This window comes from Sphingobacterium sp. SRCM116780, assembly GCF_021442025.1.
Taxonomy (GTDB): Bacteria; Bacteroidota; Bacteroidia; order Sphingobacteriales; family Sphingobacteriaceae; genus Sphingobacterium.
Map to the genome: position 1 here is coordinate 1,061,499 of NZ_CP090446.1, position 18,999 is coordinate 1,080,497.

The window sequence follows — 18,999 nt, forward strand, 5'->3', positions numbered from 1 at the left end:
GAGAACTTTGTTTTATATCTCTTTATAAGTGCTTCCCATTTTGCATTTTTGCGTATTTTATGGTTAAATCCTAAGCTATATGTCTCTATAGTGCAATTATAAGGAAGGATTATGTTAGATATATCAAATGATGGATATAAGTTCAAAAAATCAATCTGTCTAAGAAAATTTCCATAATCATGATAAGAGTACCTGTCGTTGGTATCATTTTTCCCATAGAAATCATGGATCCTCCAGAATCTGTCCCATTGATTGAGTGATTTTGTAAATCTATATTGATTAAACCACGAATTGAGATATCGATATTTTTCTTTAAGTAAATGCTATTAGTAGATTGGTGTATGTTTGGACTATAATAAATTGTAGGTATAGTTGATTGATCGAAATCTCTATTTAATGTTAAAAATTCAGAATGTCCCTGTTTATTTTCTCGAAGACCTTGTATGTTAGAATAAATTTTAATCTTACTCATGTTTTTGTAGATAAGTATTACATCGTTCGATGAATTAGGATTCATTATGAACTTAATAAGGTTAGATTTACCTACTCCATTTTTGCCAATGATCGCTGTAACATTAGAGATGTTATTTTTCTCCCAGAAGTTGGGAACAAATTTTTCATTTTTATCAACAGTAATAAAGTACTTCTTTCGATCGTAAGAAATGCGGAATTCCGAAGAAAAATTAAATTCACAATCTTTTATATTCTTTCCGTCATTCTCGATATATAGGTAAATTAGCTCCATAGCATATATAAAAGTTATTTTAGCTTTATCAGTTTCTTACAAAGATTTAAATCTCTTTCCAAATTTTTCTGCATCTTGAGAGAATTAATTATATTGAATTCTTGATAAAGGTTTCTTGGAGATGGGTTCGAGAACGGCTGTTGTTTATTTCTAAAATAAACAACATTTACATTATGAAAGTATCTCCAAAGGGAAATTACAGGTTCTTTGTTTATTAAAAACGAAACAAACTAAAAGTATTTTACTTTTCTTTCAACAATCTTTCCAGATACTCAACCTTTGATTTTTCGGCTTCGAGTAGGCGCTCGTAGAGTTTTTTGTTTTCCTCGTATACTTCGATCAGTTTGTCAACAGTATTGAATGTAGGTTGTATGTTAATGGCATTCAATGTTGAAGAATCATTGCTGGTAAATGAGTTATTAATAATATTAAACACAGCTTCTTCGTCAAAATTCTTAATTGCTTCAGGAGTAACGCCTAGTATTTCCGCCACTTGGGATAGCAAGTCTTCTTCTATTTCCACACTTCGCTCAATATTGGAAACGGTCTGCTGACTTACTCCAAGTGCTACCGCTAAAGCTTCTTGCTTCATGCCACGTAGTTCGCGTAGGCGGCTAATTTTTGGTCCGATCTTGTTTTCCTTACTCATAACTCAAAGTTAGTAATAATATGGTATTTCCTATAGAGCAATCGTATGGTTTAGTAATATACAAGCTTGTTGTTGTATTTTACTATTGAAACTAGTGTGATACAAAGTGTTTTAGTACGGTACATGAATTAGATTAGGTTAATTTGTTTAAACCAAAAATCAAGGTTATACTGCCAATATGAACCTAATAATTTAAATGATGATCCTACTAAATCAAGATGAACAGAATAATATCGAGGAGATTATTCTTGCTTTAACAGCAAAATATAATATCGAGTGTATCTACCTTAATACTTACGATCACAATACAACTCCTTATGAACTCACCATTCTTGTGTCCAATAAGTACTTGAAGACCTTGGGTGAACTGGTACCTAAAATTGTCAATACGATAAGGGAATTTGAACAATATCGTGTAATGTGTTATATAGCTTTTCAGGCGAAAGACAGAATAAGAGAAGGGAATCTGTTCTTGTTTACGTCTTGTCAACCAAACAAGCGAATATACCCGAAAGAAGGTTCTGGTTTTATGCCCATACCCTTAGATTTTGATGCTGTAAAGTTATTGAAACTTGCCATAGAATTGAGTGCTAGGGAGCATCAAAAGATTGGAGAGTTTCGGGATGGGTATTATCATTTTAAAGAACGGAATAAGTATCCAATGGCTGCATTTCTGCTTCACCAAACTATTGAATTGACGTATAGGTACATAGAATTACTGCTTACAGCAAAGGAAAGAATTACCCATTCTATCCGTTGTCATCATCGCTGGACAAAAGAATTAAGCTCTTTGTACACGACCATTTTTGACGAAGAAAAAGAGGAGGATACTTATTTGCTTCAATTGCTCGGAAATATTTATCGTGCAACTCGTTATGAGGATAACTTTCAAGTGGGTTTTGAAACACTACTTCAATTGGAAAGAAAAATGGAAGATCTGTTAGCAAATGCAACAGAAATATTTAACCAAACAGTTCTTTCATTTGAACAACAGCATATTTTTAAAGTAGATGCTGCTGTTTAGAGTAAATATATCACATCCCCATGAGTTTAAGTGTTCGCTATTTTTGAGGTTACTTAAATTCAATATAAAACGAAGACTTTGTCTGGAAATAGAACAAAACCGATGAAATTAAAAACTGCACGAAAGCAACAAGATATCGATTTATTAATATGGAAAGGAAGGGGATGTCCCTATAACATTTATGTAGTGCTGTATTTCGGTATGGAGACCTGGTTGCTATAAAAGATTTAAGTGACCCGTTGGAACACTTAAACCAGAGGGGAAGGTTAAATTTATTCTTGGAGAATTGACTTTTTTTGTTGGAGGAAGTCGGTGCAGCCAATAGGTCTGTGTCGTATCTTTCATTATTAATAGACTTCCATCTGCTAAAGTCAGCTCTAATTTTTCCTTTGTTTATGTTTAAAAGCAAATTTACGCTCTGCTCCAAAACTCAATGAGCCTATAGAGCCTTTTTCTTTAGATCCTTTTCTCCATCACTATGCCATGCCATTCCTTCATCACCAGTATGATATAAGTTGAGTAAGCAAGAGTTAAATGTTTCACCCGTTTCTTTTTCAACTAGATTTTTCAGCTCCAGTGACGCTGGCGACTAAGGCAATGCCTGTTTGGCGGTATTGGAATACGTGTATTCAAAAGGTTTTTCGCCATACCAAGCAACTTTTCTTTTGGTCAATCTTTTACTAGAACTCAACAAACGTGAAGGTATTGTGCTATTCAAATATAAATCAAATGCTTGAATTTAAAAATTCAATCTATTACGGAAGTAGAATAATTTTATAAAGAACAGGGAATCAAATTAGAAACAAATTTACAACAGAACAGAAAAATAATTATATGCCCGTATTTGTGTCATTTACTAGTGTGAATCAACAAAAAGATTAATTCAGATTGCTTTTATATTATTAAATATGCTTAAACGAAAAAATAATTTTGAAATTATGTAAAAACTATTAACTTTATACTATTGTATGTTTTCTTAATTAAAGAATTAAAACATATACAATTAACCTTTACACTAGCTCTGCTATTTTTTTATATTTTGTCATATTTGTAAGCCTTTTTGTCTTACAGAGAAAAAGAACATAGTATTTTTTAAAGATTTTACTTTGTTTTTCCTTTCTGTCTCAAGAACGCTAAATATAGAAAATTGTGATGTATCTCATATAGTTATCAGATACTTTCAACCTGAGATAGTCGTAAAAACTAACCTAGTTACGCCGAAAATTTTAAATATTTTTTTAACGAATTTATTTTTATTCATTACCTGTTGTCAATTATGAAATATCTTCTATTAAGTTTGTTTGTTGTCATTTTTAGTATCAACGTGTTAGGTCAACGATCTGATTATATTCCTCCTTCTCCCCAAGCGTTCAATTTTATGAAATTTGGCGAGTATCCTGTTGATCTTAGTACGGGTTTAGTCGATATTTCCATTCCATTATTATCTTTAAAACTTAAAACTTATCAATTACCCATTGAAGCGAAATACCATGCCTCTGGAAGAAAAGTCGATATGAATTTTTCTGAATTAGGATTGAACTGGAAATTAGAAGCTTATGGGATGATAAGTAGGGAAATAAAAGGAATATCTGACTTAAGAAGCTATCGAGATGTTGCTGGAATGGAAAAAGATGCAACCTATTTTAATAGTTTATCTTCTGACGATCGAAATGCGAAACAAATAAAATATGAACGCAGATTGCAATTAGCAATGGATCATCCCTCAAATTCGGATTACGATACAGAATATGATATATATAACATAAGTTTTAGAGGTATTTCCTCTTCTTTTATCATAAGGAATTCAGGAGAAATCTTATTCCTAAAATACTTCCCCTATAAAGTAAGTTTCCAAAATGGTGTTTTCTATGTTACTGACAGCGATGGAGTAGAATATGTATTTGGCTCAATTACTGAATCAAGTGTTAATTATGGAGGAACGAATACTTTCGGTGGTACGGATGGCACCATGTCATGGTTACTTGCTAAAATTACCACACCCGAGAAAGAATTTATCCGATTTAAATATGGTGCTGTTTCCAGTTCTCAACCAAACTTAAGTGGCAACCTTTCTTATGGATCAAAAGCAACCTTGGGAGATTATTTTTATAATTATCCTGAGGGAACGACTGATGGTGCACCAACATCCTCTTTGGTTTTGAAAACTACAAATACCATTTCTAATGAAAATTATACCCTTCAATATTTGCTTTTGATTGAGTCCAGTATTGGAAATGTCGAATTCGAGTACAATACAAATAATTATACGTTAAATAAAATCATACATAAATCCGTAAGCAATACATTAATTTCAAAAATCGATTTTCTCTATCAGGATTTATTGGGTAAATCATTTTCAATACCAAATAATCAAGGAATAGCAATAAAAGATGTGGTATTCAATGGATCAGAAACAAATGGATCCAATCAGAAGTATTCATTTGAATATTATCAAGGTAGTGCGCATGGTACTAGCTTAATAGACTATTGCTATGGAAAAGATTATTGGGGTTATGCCAATGAGAATTCAAATTCTAATTTAATCCCAATTGATAAAATAAATAATTATCAGTATCCCTATAATTTAGCGAATCCAGTAACTATTGGTACGATAACTAGCCGAAATTCCAGTTATACTCAAAAATTAATTGGCACGTTGCGAAAAGTAACATATCCAACCTTTGGAAGTACCGAATTTATTTATGAAGATAATCGATACAACTATCTGGGGCAGATAAAAAGTGGACCAGGGATTAGAATAAAGACTGTCAAGAATTTTGATGGCGCTCATGAATATTTCAAAGAATACGAATATGGAAGTAATGGTGTAGGAGAACTTTCATGGCAACCTCAGATTAATGATTTTCAAACATCAACTTTAATTACAAGTATTCCATTAAATGGAACCCTTGTAGATTCCTATCAGTCTGTTCATATTCAAAAAGCTTCCAGATATCGATATCGCGAATTCTTTTCTGAACCAATAGGCTTTATTAAAGCAGCTTATAGACAACCTGTTTATTATTCTGAAGTTACCGAATATCTAAAAGATGCCTCTGGCATGACATTGGGGAAAACTATCTATGACTATTCATTACCTGTCTTTGATAAAAAAAGTGAAACATTTTCAGATAACCATACACGAGAGAATACGTATTATGATTCCTTCATTCCCCATTTATATTCTACAGCGTTATTAACAAATAAATCCATATTTGAAAAAATTAATAATACATATAAATTAAAAAATAGGATCAGTTACGCGTATAAAAAATACAAAGAAGTAATCATTCCTCAAATGGCTTATTATCGTAGGCATAGTGTATTGTCCAGTAGCTATACAAATCCATTTAATGTAGATGAACAACGTATTGAAGTAGAGAAACCTTCATCTACTAGTGATCCAGATTGGGCATTACCATGGAGTACAATTCGTACCATTGATTATAACCTTATTTCAGCCACGGTAAATTTGGATTCAAAAGTTGAAATGGACAGTACTTCCTCTTTGAAAATTGAAAAAAGTACCCAATATTTATATGAAAGTACTTATTCAATGGAGCCTTCAACCGTTATCACAACAAATAGTGATGGTGTCGAATTAAAGACGAAATCTTATTATCCAGATGACATTACTTCTATAAATTTATCTGGCGGTAATCTTTTAAATGATGAATTTACAGCTATTCAGTCACTCAAAAAAGGAAGTCAACATGAAATCAATTCACCGATACAAGTAGAAATGTATAAAAATGGAGTATTAAGCAAAATTGAGCGGAATATATTTAAATTATTCTCTGGGAAATCAAAATTTAATAAAAAATACACGAAGAATTTAACATCAAACTTGAATAAAGATTTGGAAATTTCTGTATACGATACATATGGAAACCCACTAGAAATAAAAAACCAAGAAGAGCCAACAACTACTTATTTGTGGGGTTATGCTGGCCAATATCCAATAGCAGAAATCAAGAATGTGACCTATGCAGAAGCATTGGCAGTTCTGGGGCAAGCGACCATTGATAATCTGAACTTATTAACAGTTTCGGAAACCGCTATCAATACAGCGATGACAACCTTAAGGAGTGGGCTCCCTAAAGCAATGATTACCAGCTATACATACATACCTTTGGTCGGTATGAAGAGCAAGACCGACCCTCGTGGGGTAACGGAATACTACGAGTACGATGGGATGCAGCGTTTAGTTGCCATAAAAGACCAGAAGGGAGATGTGATCAAGACATTCTGTTATAATTATAAAGGTCAATTATACGACTGTTTTGGTAATAGTAATTTGCCAGCAGGAGCATCTATTGTTAATCTGGCTTATTTCCCCAGTGTCCTATCATCGGGACAGACCATGTGCTCCTCCACCAATAGAGCTCCCTATTACCTGTTGAATCCCGGCAATATCGTAGACCCACCAATTATTGTTGGAACGGTTCTTTATCAAATGGATGGTTCCTATGTACCCTCTGGTTATTATACCAGGGGATCAGGTATCGCTCGTGTGGCCGCTAATGGTGTTGTCGCAGAAATCATTGATTGTAATACGGCCTGGATTGAATTATAATCATATATCAATAATCGTGATGAAAAAAACACTTAATTTAAATAGAACCTCTGTTGATACTTGTCAAAAACAGAATTAGGATTCGCAGTATATACATATATTCTGGTTTGATAGGATGATGTAGCATCTGAAAATGATGTTTGATCCATTCGAGAATATAACTATGAAATAACCTAGCAATTAACCGAAGCTAAAATGATGAAAAGATTAACAAAAATAGTATTCCTAGTCTCACTACTGGTTCATGTCAGTCATGTAGATGCCCAGGTGGATACGCTGGAAGCAGATAAAAAAATACAGCAGATACCAATGGGCATGCAGGCAATTGCGGCAAGCTCCTCCATGCAGGCATTATCAGCTACCGTTAAGCCTACGATCAGCTACGGCAGTGCACGTACATTTGGTATCAACCAACAGATCAGCTGGTCTCCCACCAACAGTGGTGGAGCAGCTGAATTTGTGGTAACCGTGGAGCAGACCATAACCGGATATTACAATCCATTGAATACGGTCATGGGATCCGATGGATCCTTATATATTGCCAATGCAGGTTATCATTCGATCATGAAGCGGACTTCTGCAGGTGCAGAAACCGTTTTTGCCGGAGGAAACTCCACGGCTTGGGGGTATGTGGACGGAGCAGGGACTACTGCGAGATTCCGTCATCCCAGTTCGGCGGTGATCGATGCTTCAGGCAATCTATTTGTGACCGATCAGCAGAACCATCGTATCCGCAAGATTACCCCAGCAGGAGTAGTCAGTACCTTTGCAGGAAGCGGAACTGCTGGAGCGACAAATGGAACGGGAACAGCTGCTTCCTTCAATAATCCGATGGGACTGGCATTTGATGCTTCGGGCAACCTCTATGTTGCCGACGGCTCGAACCACCTGATCCGTAAGATCACAACTGCAGGTGTAGTAAGTACCTACGCAGGAAGTGGAACCCTGGGACTTCAGGACGGAGCACTGTTGACCGCACAGTTCAACAGTCCGATGGGACTGGCCTTTGACACTAACGGCGATCTGTACGTTGCCGACAGACAGAACCATGCCGTGCGGAAGATCGCAGGTGGAATGGTCAGTACGGTCGCTGGTAACGGGACTTCCGGCTATGTTGAAGGACAGGGAAGCGCAGCGCGTTTCTATGCACTGAACAACCTGGTGGTAAAAGATGGGAACATCTATCTGGTGGATATGAACAACAATGCCCTCCGTTATGTTTCCCCTACAGGTGTCGTAAGTACAATTTCAACCAGTGGGATGCTGAGCAATCCATTCGGGATCTCCAGGACTCTGGACGGAAAATATTACATCACCGAGAACCTGGCTAACCAAGTGAAGAAAGTGGCTGTTCAGGCGGCCTATAGCATCAGTCCGGCATTGCCTGCTGGACTTGTTTTCGATGCTTCTACAGGGAATATCAGTGGCAAAATCGCCTCTGTTACAGCTGCGAAGAGTTATACCGTGACAGCAGCTAATGGAATCGGGACATCGACAGCAACGGTGACATTTTCTGTATCTAATGATGTGCTTACAGCAAGTTATGATCAGAACTATGTCCTGGAGCGTACGGTTAGAAACCCGAACTATAAAACGATCGCGGCACTGGAAGGAAAACCCGTAGATAGCGTGAATGTGACGGTGCAGTACTTTGATGGTCTTGGCAGACCTTCTCAATCGGTGCAGTGGCAAGGAAGTCCCTCTAAAAATGACATTGTACAGTATCCCGAATATGATGCCTTTGGCAGGGAAAGCAAGAAATACCTTCCCTATGTGAAGAACTTGGTCAAGAATGGAAGTTTTAAACCAACCCCAACAGCAGATCAATTGGCCTATTACGCAACCTCCAATACCTGGGATGCCCATGTTAAGAAAACGGGTAAACCCTTTTCGGTAACAGTTTTTGAAAACAGTCCGCTAAACCGGGTTCAGGAGCAAGGGGCACCCGGAGATGCCTGGCAACCTGTTGGAACTGCTGGAGCTGGTCATACGGTAAAAACCAGTTATGAAACCAACACCGCCAGTGGTGCAGATACTGTTCGTTTGTGGAAAATAACCGCTACAGGAGCGTCAGGTACAGGTAACTATTTGGCTGGTAAGTTATATCGGACAACCTTAAGGGACGAGAACAGCACAAGTTTTACTCTTCGGAAAGGTTCTGTTGATGAATACAAGGACTTTGAAGGTAGGGTGGTACTGAAACGTGTCTGGGAATCTGAAACCAAGGTACTCAATACCTATTATGTTTACGACGATTTTGGTGATCTACGGTATGTTGTTCCTCCAGGATATACAAAGAAAACTATTACAGAGCAGAATGATGCGGATTTTAATGAGCTGATCTATGCCTTCAAATATGATGGCAAACGAAGACTGATCGAAAAGAAAACTCCTGGAAAGGGTTGGGAATGGTTAGTGTACAATGCTAATAATAAGGTTATTATGACCCAGGATTCTGTGCAGCGTGTAAAACCGATTAAAGAATGGAATTATACAAAATATGATGCCTTCGGCCAGATTGTGAGTACAGGTATATATAAGAGAAATTATGCGAACCAAGCTGCTGCACAAAAGTCCGCGGATTCGGTCACTGTCTATTGGGAAGAGCGGAGCGTACAGACGAAGTTGGTCGGTACTGTTAAATACACCAAGTATACGGAGAATGCCTTTCCAAAGGTAAAGACTAGTATGACGCCATTGACGGTCAATTATTACGATGATTATTTGTTTGAAGGAGGAGATACAACCAAGCTGGCTGCAGTAGGGATCACAAAAAGTACCAAGCTTAAGGGACTGCCAACAGGTAGCAAAGTCTACAAAGACAATGGAACCTTGCCGCTCTGGAGTATCAGTTATTACGATGACTATGGCCGGGTCATCCAGAGCGCTTCACAGAACCATCTGCTGGGCATTGATCTGATAACCAACACCTACAGCTTTTCGGGAGAACTGCTGACCTGTAAGCGCGAGCATAAGCCGGCCACTGGTACAGCAACGACAATTCTGACCACCAATAACTACGACCATGTAGGCAGACTGCTGCAGACCAAGAAGAAAGTGAATGCCCAGGCTGAGATCATCCAGAGCAAGCTAGCTTACAACGAAATCGGACAGCTCAAGAGCAAAGGTATCCATAGTGAAAACAATGGCACGAACTTTCTTACGAATATAACCTATGCTTACAACGAACGTGGCTGGGCTACCAAAACATCTGCTCCGGAGTTTACCTATGAGCTGAACTATAACCAGACCGGTGCAGGAGCGGTACTCACCAATGCACAGTACAATGGTAATATTGCCCAGCAGTTATGGGGCCATGCAGCCACAACCAACAGTACTTTCACTTATACCTATGATGCCCTTAATCGGTTGACCAATGGCACGAGTACAGGAACGATCATGAGCGAAGCGTTAGTCTATGATGATATGGGCAATATCAGGACGTTGACCCGTAATATTGGCAACACACCTACAACCAGCACGACTACTTATGCTTATAATAATGCAAACAAAAGTAATCGGTTGTTGAGTCTGACCAGTGGATTAACAGGTACCTTTACTTATGATGGCAATGGTAATGCAACCAAAGACCGTACAGGTATGGCTTTTAGCTACAACCAGCTGAACCTCCCCAAGTCGGCAACAATAACAGGAAGAACGGTCACTTATCTGTATGATGCCATGGGAACCAAACTGAAAAAGACAGCAACAGTTGCTGCTGTCACAACAGAGCAGGATTATGTGGACGGGATCGAATACAGTAAGCTGGGAGCAGCTGCCAGTGTAATTGAACGGATCGCTACAGAAGATGGTTTTCTCTTGAACAATACAGGAACCTATAGTTACTACTATTATCTAACTGACCATTTGGGTAATGTACGCTCGGTGATCAAGCAGGCAGGAACTCCTACTGTACCAGCTGCAGCGGTTGTACAGAAGCAGGATTACTATCCATTTGGAAAGAGTAAATCTATTGCAACCAGTATAAATAATAAGTATCTTTATAATGGCAAAGAGATGCAAGATGACCTTGGTGTGGGTACACATACCTTGGGAAGTTCCTACATATTTGAAGGACAGCTGGATTATGGAGCTCGATTCTATGATGCAGAGATCGGTCGATGGAATGTAGTGGATCCAATGGCGGAGAAATATTTTAATCACTCACCATATAATTATGCTCTTAATAATCCGATTGATATTATAGATCCCAATGGTAAGGATATTGTAATTTTATCATATGGAAATCCTAAACCAGGTCATACATATGGCCATCTAGCATTACTTATAGGAAATGATAAGGAGGGATGGACTTTTTATTCCCAGGATAAGGATGCCGATAATACATATATAGATAAAAATGGAAGCTGGGTTGAAAATGATCAGTATTCAATTGTTGGTGGTTTTAAAACTGTAGAAGACTTTGCCGATAGTGAATATAATACTCATAAAGCAGATTATGATGATGTTCGAGAAAAGGGAGGTCCAAAAAATGCATTTGATAATTCTGAGCGTGATTCAAAGGGAAACATCATGCAAAGATTTGAGAAGGGTTATCAGATAACTACTGATCCGACAACGGATAAAAAAATGAAAGAGGCTGCTATGATAAAAACAGCTGAAGAATATAGTACTCTTTTTAATAATTGCACGCATAATGTTGAAAGCGCTTTAAAAACAGGGGATTTAAAAACAAGTAATTCTTCTTCTTATTATCCGAAAGCCAAATTTGAAGATATTCAAAAGAATAATAAAGGTACCCGTATAGATGAAAAACTTAAATTTAAAGGTCATGAAAAAAAAACGAACTAGATTGACAATATTAGTAGTGGTACTTTTGCCTGTTCTATATTATATTTTATCGGTGTTGTTGATGGGAAATGGAAGATTTGTAAATTATTATTTTCCATCACAATTTTCTATTGAAAACTCAAAAAACAATAATAATTTCATCAAAGTTATTTCACCAGATAGAATAGAGATCGTTGATTCCATCTGGTTTAAGAAGGTCAATGATAAATTACAAATTTATACTTGTGATAGTTTTTACTTTAAGAGTTATGGTATATTTAACCTTTTTAAACATAAAATCAATCGAGCAGGTTTTGTTTGTTTAAATGTCAATTCGTTAAATGAAGAAAGATTAATGATACAATATGGAAATGGTGAGATTTATTCAATTGGCGATAGCAATTCTTATCGTAATTTGTATAAAATTGGATCTAGTGTGAGTTTAAAAATATTCACAAAAGATAAAGAACTTATTTCGATCCTGAATTTTATAAAATTATGATGAAAGCTTTGATGGCTCCCTCTGGTTTAAGTGTTCGCTATTTCTGCGGTCACTTAAATCCAATATAAAACTAAGGTTTTGTCTGGAAATAGATCTAAACCGATGAAATTAAAATCTATACGATGGCAACAACATATAGATTTGTAGATATGGATAGGAAGGGGTATGTTCTTATAACATTTATGTAAGTGCTGTATTTTGGTCTGGAGACCTGGTCGTTAAAAAGGATTTAAGTGACCCGTTGGAACACTTAAACCAAATGGGGCAATTAGGACAACTTAATGTTCTTGATGAAGAACGAGAATTGTGATTATCTTTTGACACAACTGCTCTCTTTTCACATTTAGGACATTCGACAAATATTTCATTTTCGAAAGGATAGATTCCTATATTTTTATCTTGAAATCTGTTCATCTGTTAAATTGCTTACAACATAGCTGATTATTTTTTTCGTTTGAGCTCATGTTCAAAAGCTTTAATTTTAGTTAATATCTGCGGATTTTTCAGTTCTTCTTTGGTTATTCGCATATGCCATTGAAAGTACCCGAATTTATCTTTCGCTACACATTCATCCAAATTGTTAACACTTTTGAAAGTTTTTAAATCAGCACCTTTAATAATTCCAGCACGGTTTTCATAAACATGATTTTTATCTCGAGCATAGCATCTGCCCAGTGATTTGAAGCTCTTCGGATCCCCTTCTTCATAGATATTGAAAGTTCCTCCATATACCATTCCATAATAGCGATACACATGATTTTTGTCTTTATAAAAAGCATTGTTAATGTTCTTAAAAGTTGATGTATCGATTATTTTATTTAAACGCGTACTTTCACCATCGTCTAATTTAGTGATATAAATATCTATGTTCCCATCTTTAGCTTCTTGACCAACTCCGACTGATGTTTTATAACCAACCTCTCGTTTGTTATTCAAGTAGAGTCCTCCTTTAATCGGTCGCCATTTTACTGCAGGCTTTTTTTGATGAGAACGCTGTTGTGAAAAACCCATTTCCCAACAGCATATAAAAAGAATAAAAACAATTCCTATGGAGCGAAACAGTAGTTTCGATGAAAAATAGCGTTTGTGTTTCATAAATTTAGCTAGTGGTTACTTATGCTTTGTTTCATCTTACATGAAGATAATGAATTTATCAATTGCGTTCATGTTAAAATTATATATAGATCAATGATTAGCTACATATGTAACTAGAAATAGATGAAATCTATGAAACAGTCTGGTCGGACAATATTAGCAGAAGTTTTTTATCCTTTCATACCGTCCAATTAAAATTGGAATTGCAGTATGAATCCAAAATTTTTGGCTAATCATACCTCCAGACATTCCACTTCCGTGATAATATTTTTCAACAAAATAATCTTCACTTTGATGAATTGATTTTCCAGTTAATTCAATAAATGCAATCTCTATTAATTCAACTAACTCATCTTCATCCTTTGGAAAAGGTTTTCCTTTAAAATATTCGGTTAGTTCTGCCCATAATTCAGGATCGCCTCTGAGTCCAAATGAAAGAGGGCTATCTAAAAATATGGAATAAAATTCCTCTGTATTTAATTTTTCATGAAAATCATATAATACAAAATGATTTTTCCTCATTTTGTGATCGTATAAAATAATCAATTCATCAATTTTGTCTCCCAGTCCTTTATTTTTATTCCGTAATTCATGAATATTTTGAATTACAAAATATTGGGGATAATTTTTTCTAGTGAAATTAATTAAGTGCCAAAAATCTTTCCATTTATCTTTTTTATAAAATAAATTTAAATAGGGAAATTTTGGAATATTTCCTTTTACATCAAATATTTCAACGTCATATTTCATAAAATTTATACTAATATAAGATTCTTGGCGAGAGGCTTTTTATAAACTGTTGTCTGTGATTAAGACTATTAAAGTTAATTGAATTATATAAGGTACATTATTTTTAACACTCCAATAAATGAAAGTTTTCCAAACCAATAATTCAAATTTAATCTTCTTTTCGACTTCTGGACATAATTTTTTATATAAAATAATCGTAACCCAATTCGTGACCCAATTAAAACAGAAAAGGGTAAATCATTTTAATTAATGATTTACCCTTTATCTTTGTGGAGCCGGAGAGATTCGAACTCTCGTCCAGTCATGGTACTGTATACGCTTTCTACATGCTTAGCTACTCTCAGATTGTCGAGCGAGGGAAGGTGAGTTGCTGACCTATACCGTACGCCGTATTTGCTGAGTCTTACAGGTAATTAGCAAAATCACACCTGCCAGTTCTATTGTTCGATGCCCCGAATGTTAAACCAAAGAACAGGATCTAACGGGACAAATAGCTATGTTAAGTCTAACTTAAGCAGCTAAGGCGTAGTTTTCTTCGCCTGTTGTTGTTCTGAAAGTTCCGATTAAAGTGCTCTACTAACAACGCACTGCATGCTTACATAACCGTCTCCATCCTGTCAATTCCGGTCGACCCCAATTATATAATATGCAAAAATACAAATATTATTCTAATAATAGCCGTGTATGCGTCATAGGATTGAAATTAATTTAGTACCTTTCTTGTTGTCAATAGGCAAACAATTGTTACTCAGAATTGTTATAGCGTATAAATACTCACTGAATCAAAATTATAACTACATGGCTAAAGAAAAAAAATCAAAAGATTCTAAAAAACGAGGTGCAAAAAAGACGGCAACGCCAGTCTTGAAGAAGAAATCTAATGATCAAGTAAGCAATGTATATACATCAACTGCTGAAAAATCAAAAACTCCTCGTAAATTTAAAAAAGCCGCTAAAAAAGAATCTTCAAAAAAGGAATCTAAACTACTAAAGGCGTATAAAAAATTGAATAAGAAACTGACTAAACAGGTTTCTAAATTAATGGACAAATTACCGCTTTTTACTACTGAGAATGAAAACAAAGCGGATGATAAAGCCGAAAAGAAGATCGCTGATACAGCAAAGCTTACCGTTGAAAAAATTGTGGCTGTTAAAGAACCCGTAAAAAAGGCTGTATCAGGAATTGCAGCTGCTGTTAGCCAGTCAGTAACTGCTGTAGCTGCTAATCTAACTAAAGAATTGGCTGAAAAAAAGACGGCATCTACGAAACCTACTCCAACGAAGAAACCTATCGCGATAAAACCGAAGATTAGCCCATCCACTGCCGTGAAGAAACCTGCTGTAGCACAAAAAACTGAACCTGCAAAACCGCAAGAGTCAATTCCTGCAGTTCCAAAACCTGTGACGGTAAAGAAACCGGTAGCAGTTCAAAAAACAGTTTCAAAACCACCCGTTGCTAAAGAGAGTAATCTAAGTACAGGTACTAAAACTACGGGAGCAAAACCTGCTTCGGCTTCAACAACAGTAAAGAAACCTGTAACTACTAAACCAACCACTGCAGCGAAAAAAAGTACAGATCAGACAGCCGCTAAGGCTGTTGCTCCAAAACCTGCTGCAGTAAAAACAACAACTGCTAAGGCTGTTCCTTCTGTTAAAAAGGATACAAACGAGCAATAGAAAGGTTTAAATTAAGAACATAAAAAAATCCTGCTCTACAACAGTAAAGCAGGATTTTTTATGGAAGAAGCTTATTTCAATAAACCTGTTTGTAACACCTGTTTTCTATCACTTGGCCATGCAACAAGATTTCAGAATACCAAAGTTCTGGAAATGGTAATGATACCAGCAATATTTTCATGATTAACCCCTAGTCTCCAATTCTCCAAATTAGAAAGAAAAAAACAATTATCTATTTGCTTTTATCCGATTTTTTTTCGCTGAAAAATATAAGAATATTTGGTGGGTAATTTTTTTTCATTTATATTACATAATCATTTCAAATTGTATTATTAAAATCACAAATTAATAAATATGAAAAATCTGTTTCTTTTCATTTTCCTCTTACTAGGAGCGTCTGCTTATGCTCAAAACAACACCTACATGCCTCAAGTTTTTTTTGACAAACAACAGGCTCAGGATATGCTTGCTATCGGAACATCGACAATTGAAGGAGTTGCTTACACCAGGCAATATACCGACAGCAAAAAACAAAATGCACCTGAAGGAACGTTGGTAACCTTGTATCCTTTAACACCTTATTTTGAAGAATTTTTAAAACTAAGAACACAAAAAGAAAGTAAAACAAACAAAGTATATCTTTCAGAAGAAGCCTTCAAATATAGAATAGAAGTCAAAACAGACAGTTATGGGAGATTTAAATTTGAAAAATTGAAGCCCGGAAAATATTATATTGAAAGTATTGTTCCTTATATAGGGGTTGGGCATTATTCGGAACAAACCGGAACTACGACCACTTATAATGGTTATGGAACCGCAATAGCTTCGGCTCCTTATTATGAAAGATTTAGTTACAATTTCGATGCTGCGAGCAGAGAAACTAAAATTGTGGAAATAAAAAATGACGGAGAATTTTTAGATATAAAGTTATATAAATCTAAAATATCCTTTAAGAATCTCTTAAAATAGTCTATAATATTCTGTTGTAAACAGGAAGAGAAATTTGTAAAGAAAAAATAGCAACCTGTTCCTCCTGTTAAAAAAGATACCAACGAACAATAGAAGAGTTTAAAAATAAAGACGTAAAAAAAACCTGCTTTACCATCGTAAAGTAGGTTTTTTTTATAGAAGAGACTTATTTCAATAGACCCGCTCGTTTTAATAACGCTTCTGGTTTTGGTTCTTGACCTCTGAATCTTTTGTATAGCGTCATTGGATGTTCTGTACCTCCTTTGGAGAGTACGGTATCTTTAAATTTGGTGGCTATCTCTTTATTGAAGATTCCATTTTGTTTAAAATAATCAAAAGCATCTGCATCCAGCACTTCTGCCCATTTATAGCTGTAGTAACCCGATGAATAGCCACCATTGAAAATATGAGAGAAAGATGGACTCATCGCATTTTCCGCAATATCTGGATAGAGTTGCGTCGATGCAAATTGTTCATTTTCAAATTGTTTTAACTTTTGGATGCCTGTCGGATCTTGACCATGCCAGCCCATATCCAATAAACCAAAACTTACCTGACGTAGAGTAGCCATTCCTTCCAGGAAGGAAGCACTTTCACGTATTTTCTCCACCAATTCCATCGGTATCGATTCGCCAGTTTCATAATGTTTGGCGAATAAAGCCAATGCTTCTTGTTCGTAGCACCAGTTCTCCATGACCTGACTTGGTAATTCAACAAAATCCCAAAAGACCGAAGTTCCAGAAAGGGTAGGATAAACCGTATCCGCAAGCATACCGTGTAAGGCGTGACCAAATTCATGAAATAAGGTAGTCACTTCATTGAAGGTCAAAAGCGATGGTTTGGTCGCGGTAGCAGGAGTGAAGTTGCACACGATCGAAACATGCGGGCGTTCATCTTGTCCATCTTTTTGGTATTGTGATTTGAATGAGGTCATCCAGGCGCCATTGCGTTTACCTTTTCTAGGGAAAAAATCAGCATAAAATACGGCAACAAGTTTCCCTGCTTCATCGGTCACTTCAAATGTTTGTACATCGGGATGGTACTTGTCGATATCTTGTACCTCTTTGAAATGAAGACCAAATAATCGACCTGCGACTTCAAAGGCGCCGTTTAATACATGTTCTAATTTGAAATAAGGTTTCAGTTGTTCGTCATCCAGTTGAAATTTCTTTTGTTTCAGTTTCTCCGAATAATAAGCACCATCCCATTTTTCTAATGTCGTAATACCATCTGTTTCTTGCGCAAATGCAGTCAATTCCTGAAACTCATCTTGTGCAGCAGGTTTTGCTTTGATCAACAGGTCAGTTAAAAACTCACTTACTTGAGTTGGATTCTGAGCCATACGCTCTTCCAACACAAAATGTGCATGCGTTTCATAACCTAAAAGTTGTGCGCGCTCGAAACGGAGTTTCGTAATTTTTAATACAATGGCTTCATTGTTATTTTCATTATCTTGATATCCTTTTTTGCCTGCTGCAATGGTGATTGTTTTACGTAATTCACGATTATCTGCATAAGTGACAAATGGGATATAACTTGGATAATCTAAGGTGAAGATCCAACCTGTTTTATCTTGAGATGCTGCTAATCCTGCCGCTGCTTCGATGACCCCATCAGGTAAACCAGACAGGTCTGCTTCGTTGGTTAGATGAAGTTCGTATGCGTTGGTATCGGCTAATACATGTTCGCCATATTTCAACTTCAAGAGTGAAAGTTCTGCATCAATCGCACGCAGTTGCTCTTTCTTATCGTCTGCTAATAAGGCGCCATTACGAACAAAATCTTTGTAGTTTTTTGTTAATAAAGTAGTTTGCTCTACCGTAAGATCCAATTGATCTTTTTGATCATATACATCCTTTACCCGTGTGAAAAGATCAAAGTTGAGGGTAATATCATTCCCCAATGCGGAAAGTTTTGGTGCAACATCTTGTGCTATTTTTTCCAATTCATCGTTCGTTTCCGCAGAATGTAAATTGAAAAAGATCGTCGAAAGACGATCCAATGTCATGCCCGAAAAAGAAAGCGCAGCAATGGTATTCTCGAAAGTCGCGGCTTCGGTATTCGTGGCAATGGCATCAATTTCTGCTCGTGTACGGGCGATAGCTTCGTCAAATGCAGGGATATAATCTTCGTTTTTTATCTTAGAAAATGGTGCGGTATTGTGAACCGTCTCAAAATGTTGTGTTAAAATACTCATGAAGTAAATTTAATAGAATAATCT

12 protein-coding genes and 1 other RNA gene are annotated in these 18,999 nt (G+C 36.2%); 6 read left to right on the forward strand and 7 right to left on the reverse strand.

Annotated elements, in window-relative coordinates:
- Positions 1–142: 142 nt before the first annotated feature.
- Positions 143–745, reverse strand: a complete 603-nt coding sequence (locus LZQ00_RS04650) for a hypothetical protein (protein ID WP_234512339.1) — start codon at positions 743–745, stop codon at positions 143–145.
- Between the two features lie 241 nt (positions 746–986).
- Positions 987–1,394 carry a helix-turn-helix domain-containing protein gene (locus LZQ00_RS04655; protein WP_234512341.1) on the reverse strand — a complete coding sequence of 136 codons (408 nt, stop codon included), beginning with the start codon at positions 1,392–1,394 and terminating at the stop codon, positions 987–989.
- 199 nt (positions 1,395–1,593) lie between these two features.
- On the opposite strand from LZQ00_RS04655, the gene LZQ00_RS04660 reads away from it, so the two are divergent.
- Entirely contained in the window at positions 1,594–2,418 is an 825-nt protein-coding gene (locus LZQ00_RS04660) for a HEPN domain-containing protein (protein WP_234512343.1), read from the forward strand.
- A 589-nt stretch (positions 2,419–3,007) separates the two neighbouring features.
- Here the strand turns inward: LZQ00_RS04660 and LZQ00_RS18445 are convergent.
- Positions 3,008–3,136, reverse strand: a complete 129-nt coding sequence (locus tag LZQ00_RS18445) for a hypothetical protein (RefSeq protein WP_262910922.1) — start codon at positions 3,134–3,136, stop codon at positions 3,008–3,010.
- Between the two features lie 558 nt (positions 3,137–3,694).
- Here LZQ00_RS18445 and LZQ00_RS04665 point away from each other — a divergent pair.
- The 3 genes from LZQ00_RS04665 (at position 3,695) to LZQ00_RS04675 (ending at position 12,287) form a co-directional block, all read left to right on the forward strand.
- Positions 3,695–6,994, forward strand: a complete 3,300-nt coding sequence (locus LZQ00_RS04665; protein ID WP_234512345.1) for a hypothetical protein — start codon at positions 3,695–3,697, stop codon at positions 6,992–6,994.
- 198 nt (positions 6,995–7,192) lie between these two features.
- A complete protein-coding gene (locus tag LZQ00_RS04670) occupies positions 7,193–11,806 on the forward strand; it encodes a DUF6443 domain-containing protein (protein ID WP_234512346.1) in 4,614 nt (1,537 codons plus the stop codon).
- Positions 11,787–12,287 (forward strand): hypothetical protein, encoded by a 501-nt coding sequence (locus LZQ00_RS04675; protein WP_234512348.1) that lies wholly within the window; start codon positions 11,787–11,789, stop codon positions 12,285–12,287. The genes LZQ00_RS04670 and LZQ00_RS04675 overlap by 20 nt, the downstream gene beginning before the upstream one ends.
- Positions 12,288–12,728: 441 nt before the next feature.
- Here LZQ00_RS04675 and LZQ00_RS04680 read toward each other — a convergent pair whose 3' ends face one another.
- The 3 genes from LZQ00_RS04680 to ssrA form a co-directional block, all read right to left on the reverse strand.
- Positions 12,729–13,382, reverse strand: a complete 654-nt coding sequence (locus tag LZQ00_RS04680) for a DKNYY domain-containing protein (protein WP_234512349.1) — start codon at positions 13,380–13,382, stop codon at positions 12,729–12,731.
- Positions 13,383–13,538: 156 nt separating this feature from the next.
- A complete protein-coding gene (locus LZQ00_RS04685; RefSeq protein ID WP_234512351.1) occupies positions 13,539–14,132 on the reverse strand; it encodes a hypothetical protein in 594 nt (197 codons plus the stop codon).
- A 267-nt stretch (positions 14,133–14,399) separates the two neighbouring features.
- Positions 14,400–14,767, reverse strand: a transfer-messenger RNA (tmRNA) gene (gene ssrA / locus LZQ00_RS04690).
- A gap of 163 nt (positions 14,768–14,930) precedes the next feature.
- Here ssrA and LZQ00_RS04695 point away from each other — a divergent pair.
- Together LZQ00_RS04695 and LZQ00_RS04700 are read left to right on the forward strand one after the other, a co-directional pair.
- Complete coding sequence (locus tag LZQ00_RS04695; RefSeq protein WP_234512353.1) at positions 14,931–15,809, forward strand: hypothetical protein; 879 nt, start codon at positions 14,931–14,933, stop codon at positions 15,807–15,809.
- A 354-nt stretch (positions 15,810–16,163) separates the two neighbouring features.
- Entirely contained in the window at positions 16,164–16,778 is a 615-nt protein-coding gene (locus tag LZQ00_RS04700) for a hypothetical protein (protein ID WP_234512355.1), read from the forward strand.
- 166 nt (positions 16,779–16,944) lie between these two features.
- Here LZQ00_RS04700 and LZQ00_RS04705 read toward each other — a convergent pair whose 3' ends face one another.
- Positions 16,945–18,975: a M3 family metallopeptidase gene (locus tag LZQ00_RS04705; RefSeq protein WP_234512356.1), complete on the reverse strand. Its 2,031-nt coding sequence runs from the start codon at positions 18,973–18,975 to the stop codon at positions 16,945–16,947.
- Between the last annotated feature and the right edge of the window lie 24 nt (positions 18,976–18,999).

Coding starts and splice junctions, on each gene's coding strand:
- LZQ00_RS04685 (WP_234512351.1), bottom strand. CDS start 14,132: ATGAAATATGACGTTGAAATATTTGATGTAAAAGGAAATATTCCAAAA.
- LZQ00_RS04680 (WP_234512349.1), bottom strand. CDS start 13,382: ATGAAACACAAACGCTATTTTTCATCGAAACTACTGTTTCGCTCCATA.
- LZQ00_RS04705 (WP_234512356.1), bottom strand. CDS start 18,975: ATGAGTATTTTAACACAACATTTTGAGACGGTTCACAATACCGCACCA.
- LZQ00_RS04675 (WP_234512348.1), top strand. CDS start 11,787: ATGAAAAAAAAACGAACTAGATTGACAATATTAGTAGTGGTACTTTTG.
- LZQ00_RS04650 (WP_234512339.1), bottom strand. CDS start 745: ATGGAGCTAATTTACCTATATATCGAGAATGACGGAAAGAATATAAAA.
- LZQ00_RS04655 (WP_234512341.1), bottom strand. CDS start 1,394: ATGAGTAAGGAAAACAAGATCGGACCAAAAATTAGCCGCCTACGCGAA.
- LZQ00_RS04665 (WP_234512345.1), top strand. CDS start 3,695: ATGAAATATCTTCTATTAAGTTTGTTTGTTGTCATTTTTAGTATCAAC.
- LZQ00_RS04700 (WP_234512355.1), top strand. CDS start 16,164: ATGAAAAATCTGTTTCTTTTCATTTTCCTCTTACTAGGAGCGTCTGCT.
- LZQ00_RS04695 (WP_234512353.1), top strand. CDS start 14,931: ATGGCTAAAGAAAAAAAATCAAAAGATTCTAAAAAACGAGGTGCAAAA.
- LZQ00_RS04670 (WP_234512346.1), top strand. CDS start 7,193: ATGAAAAGATTAACAAAAATAGTATTCCTAGTCTCACTACTGGTTCAT.
- LZQ00_RS04660 (WP_234512343.1), top strand. CDS start 1,594: ATGATCCTACTAAATCAAGATGAACAGAATAATATCGAGGAGATTATT.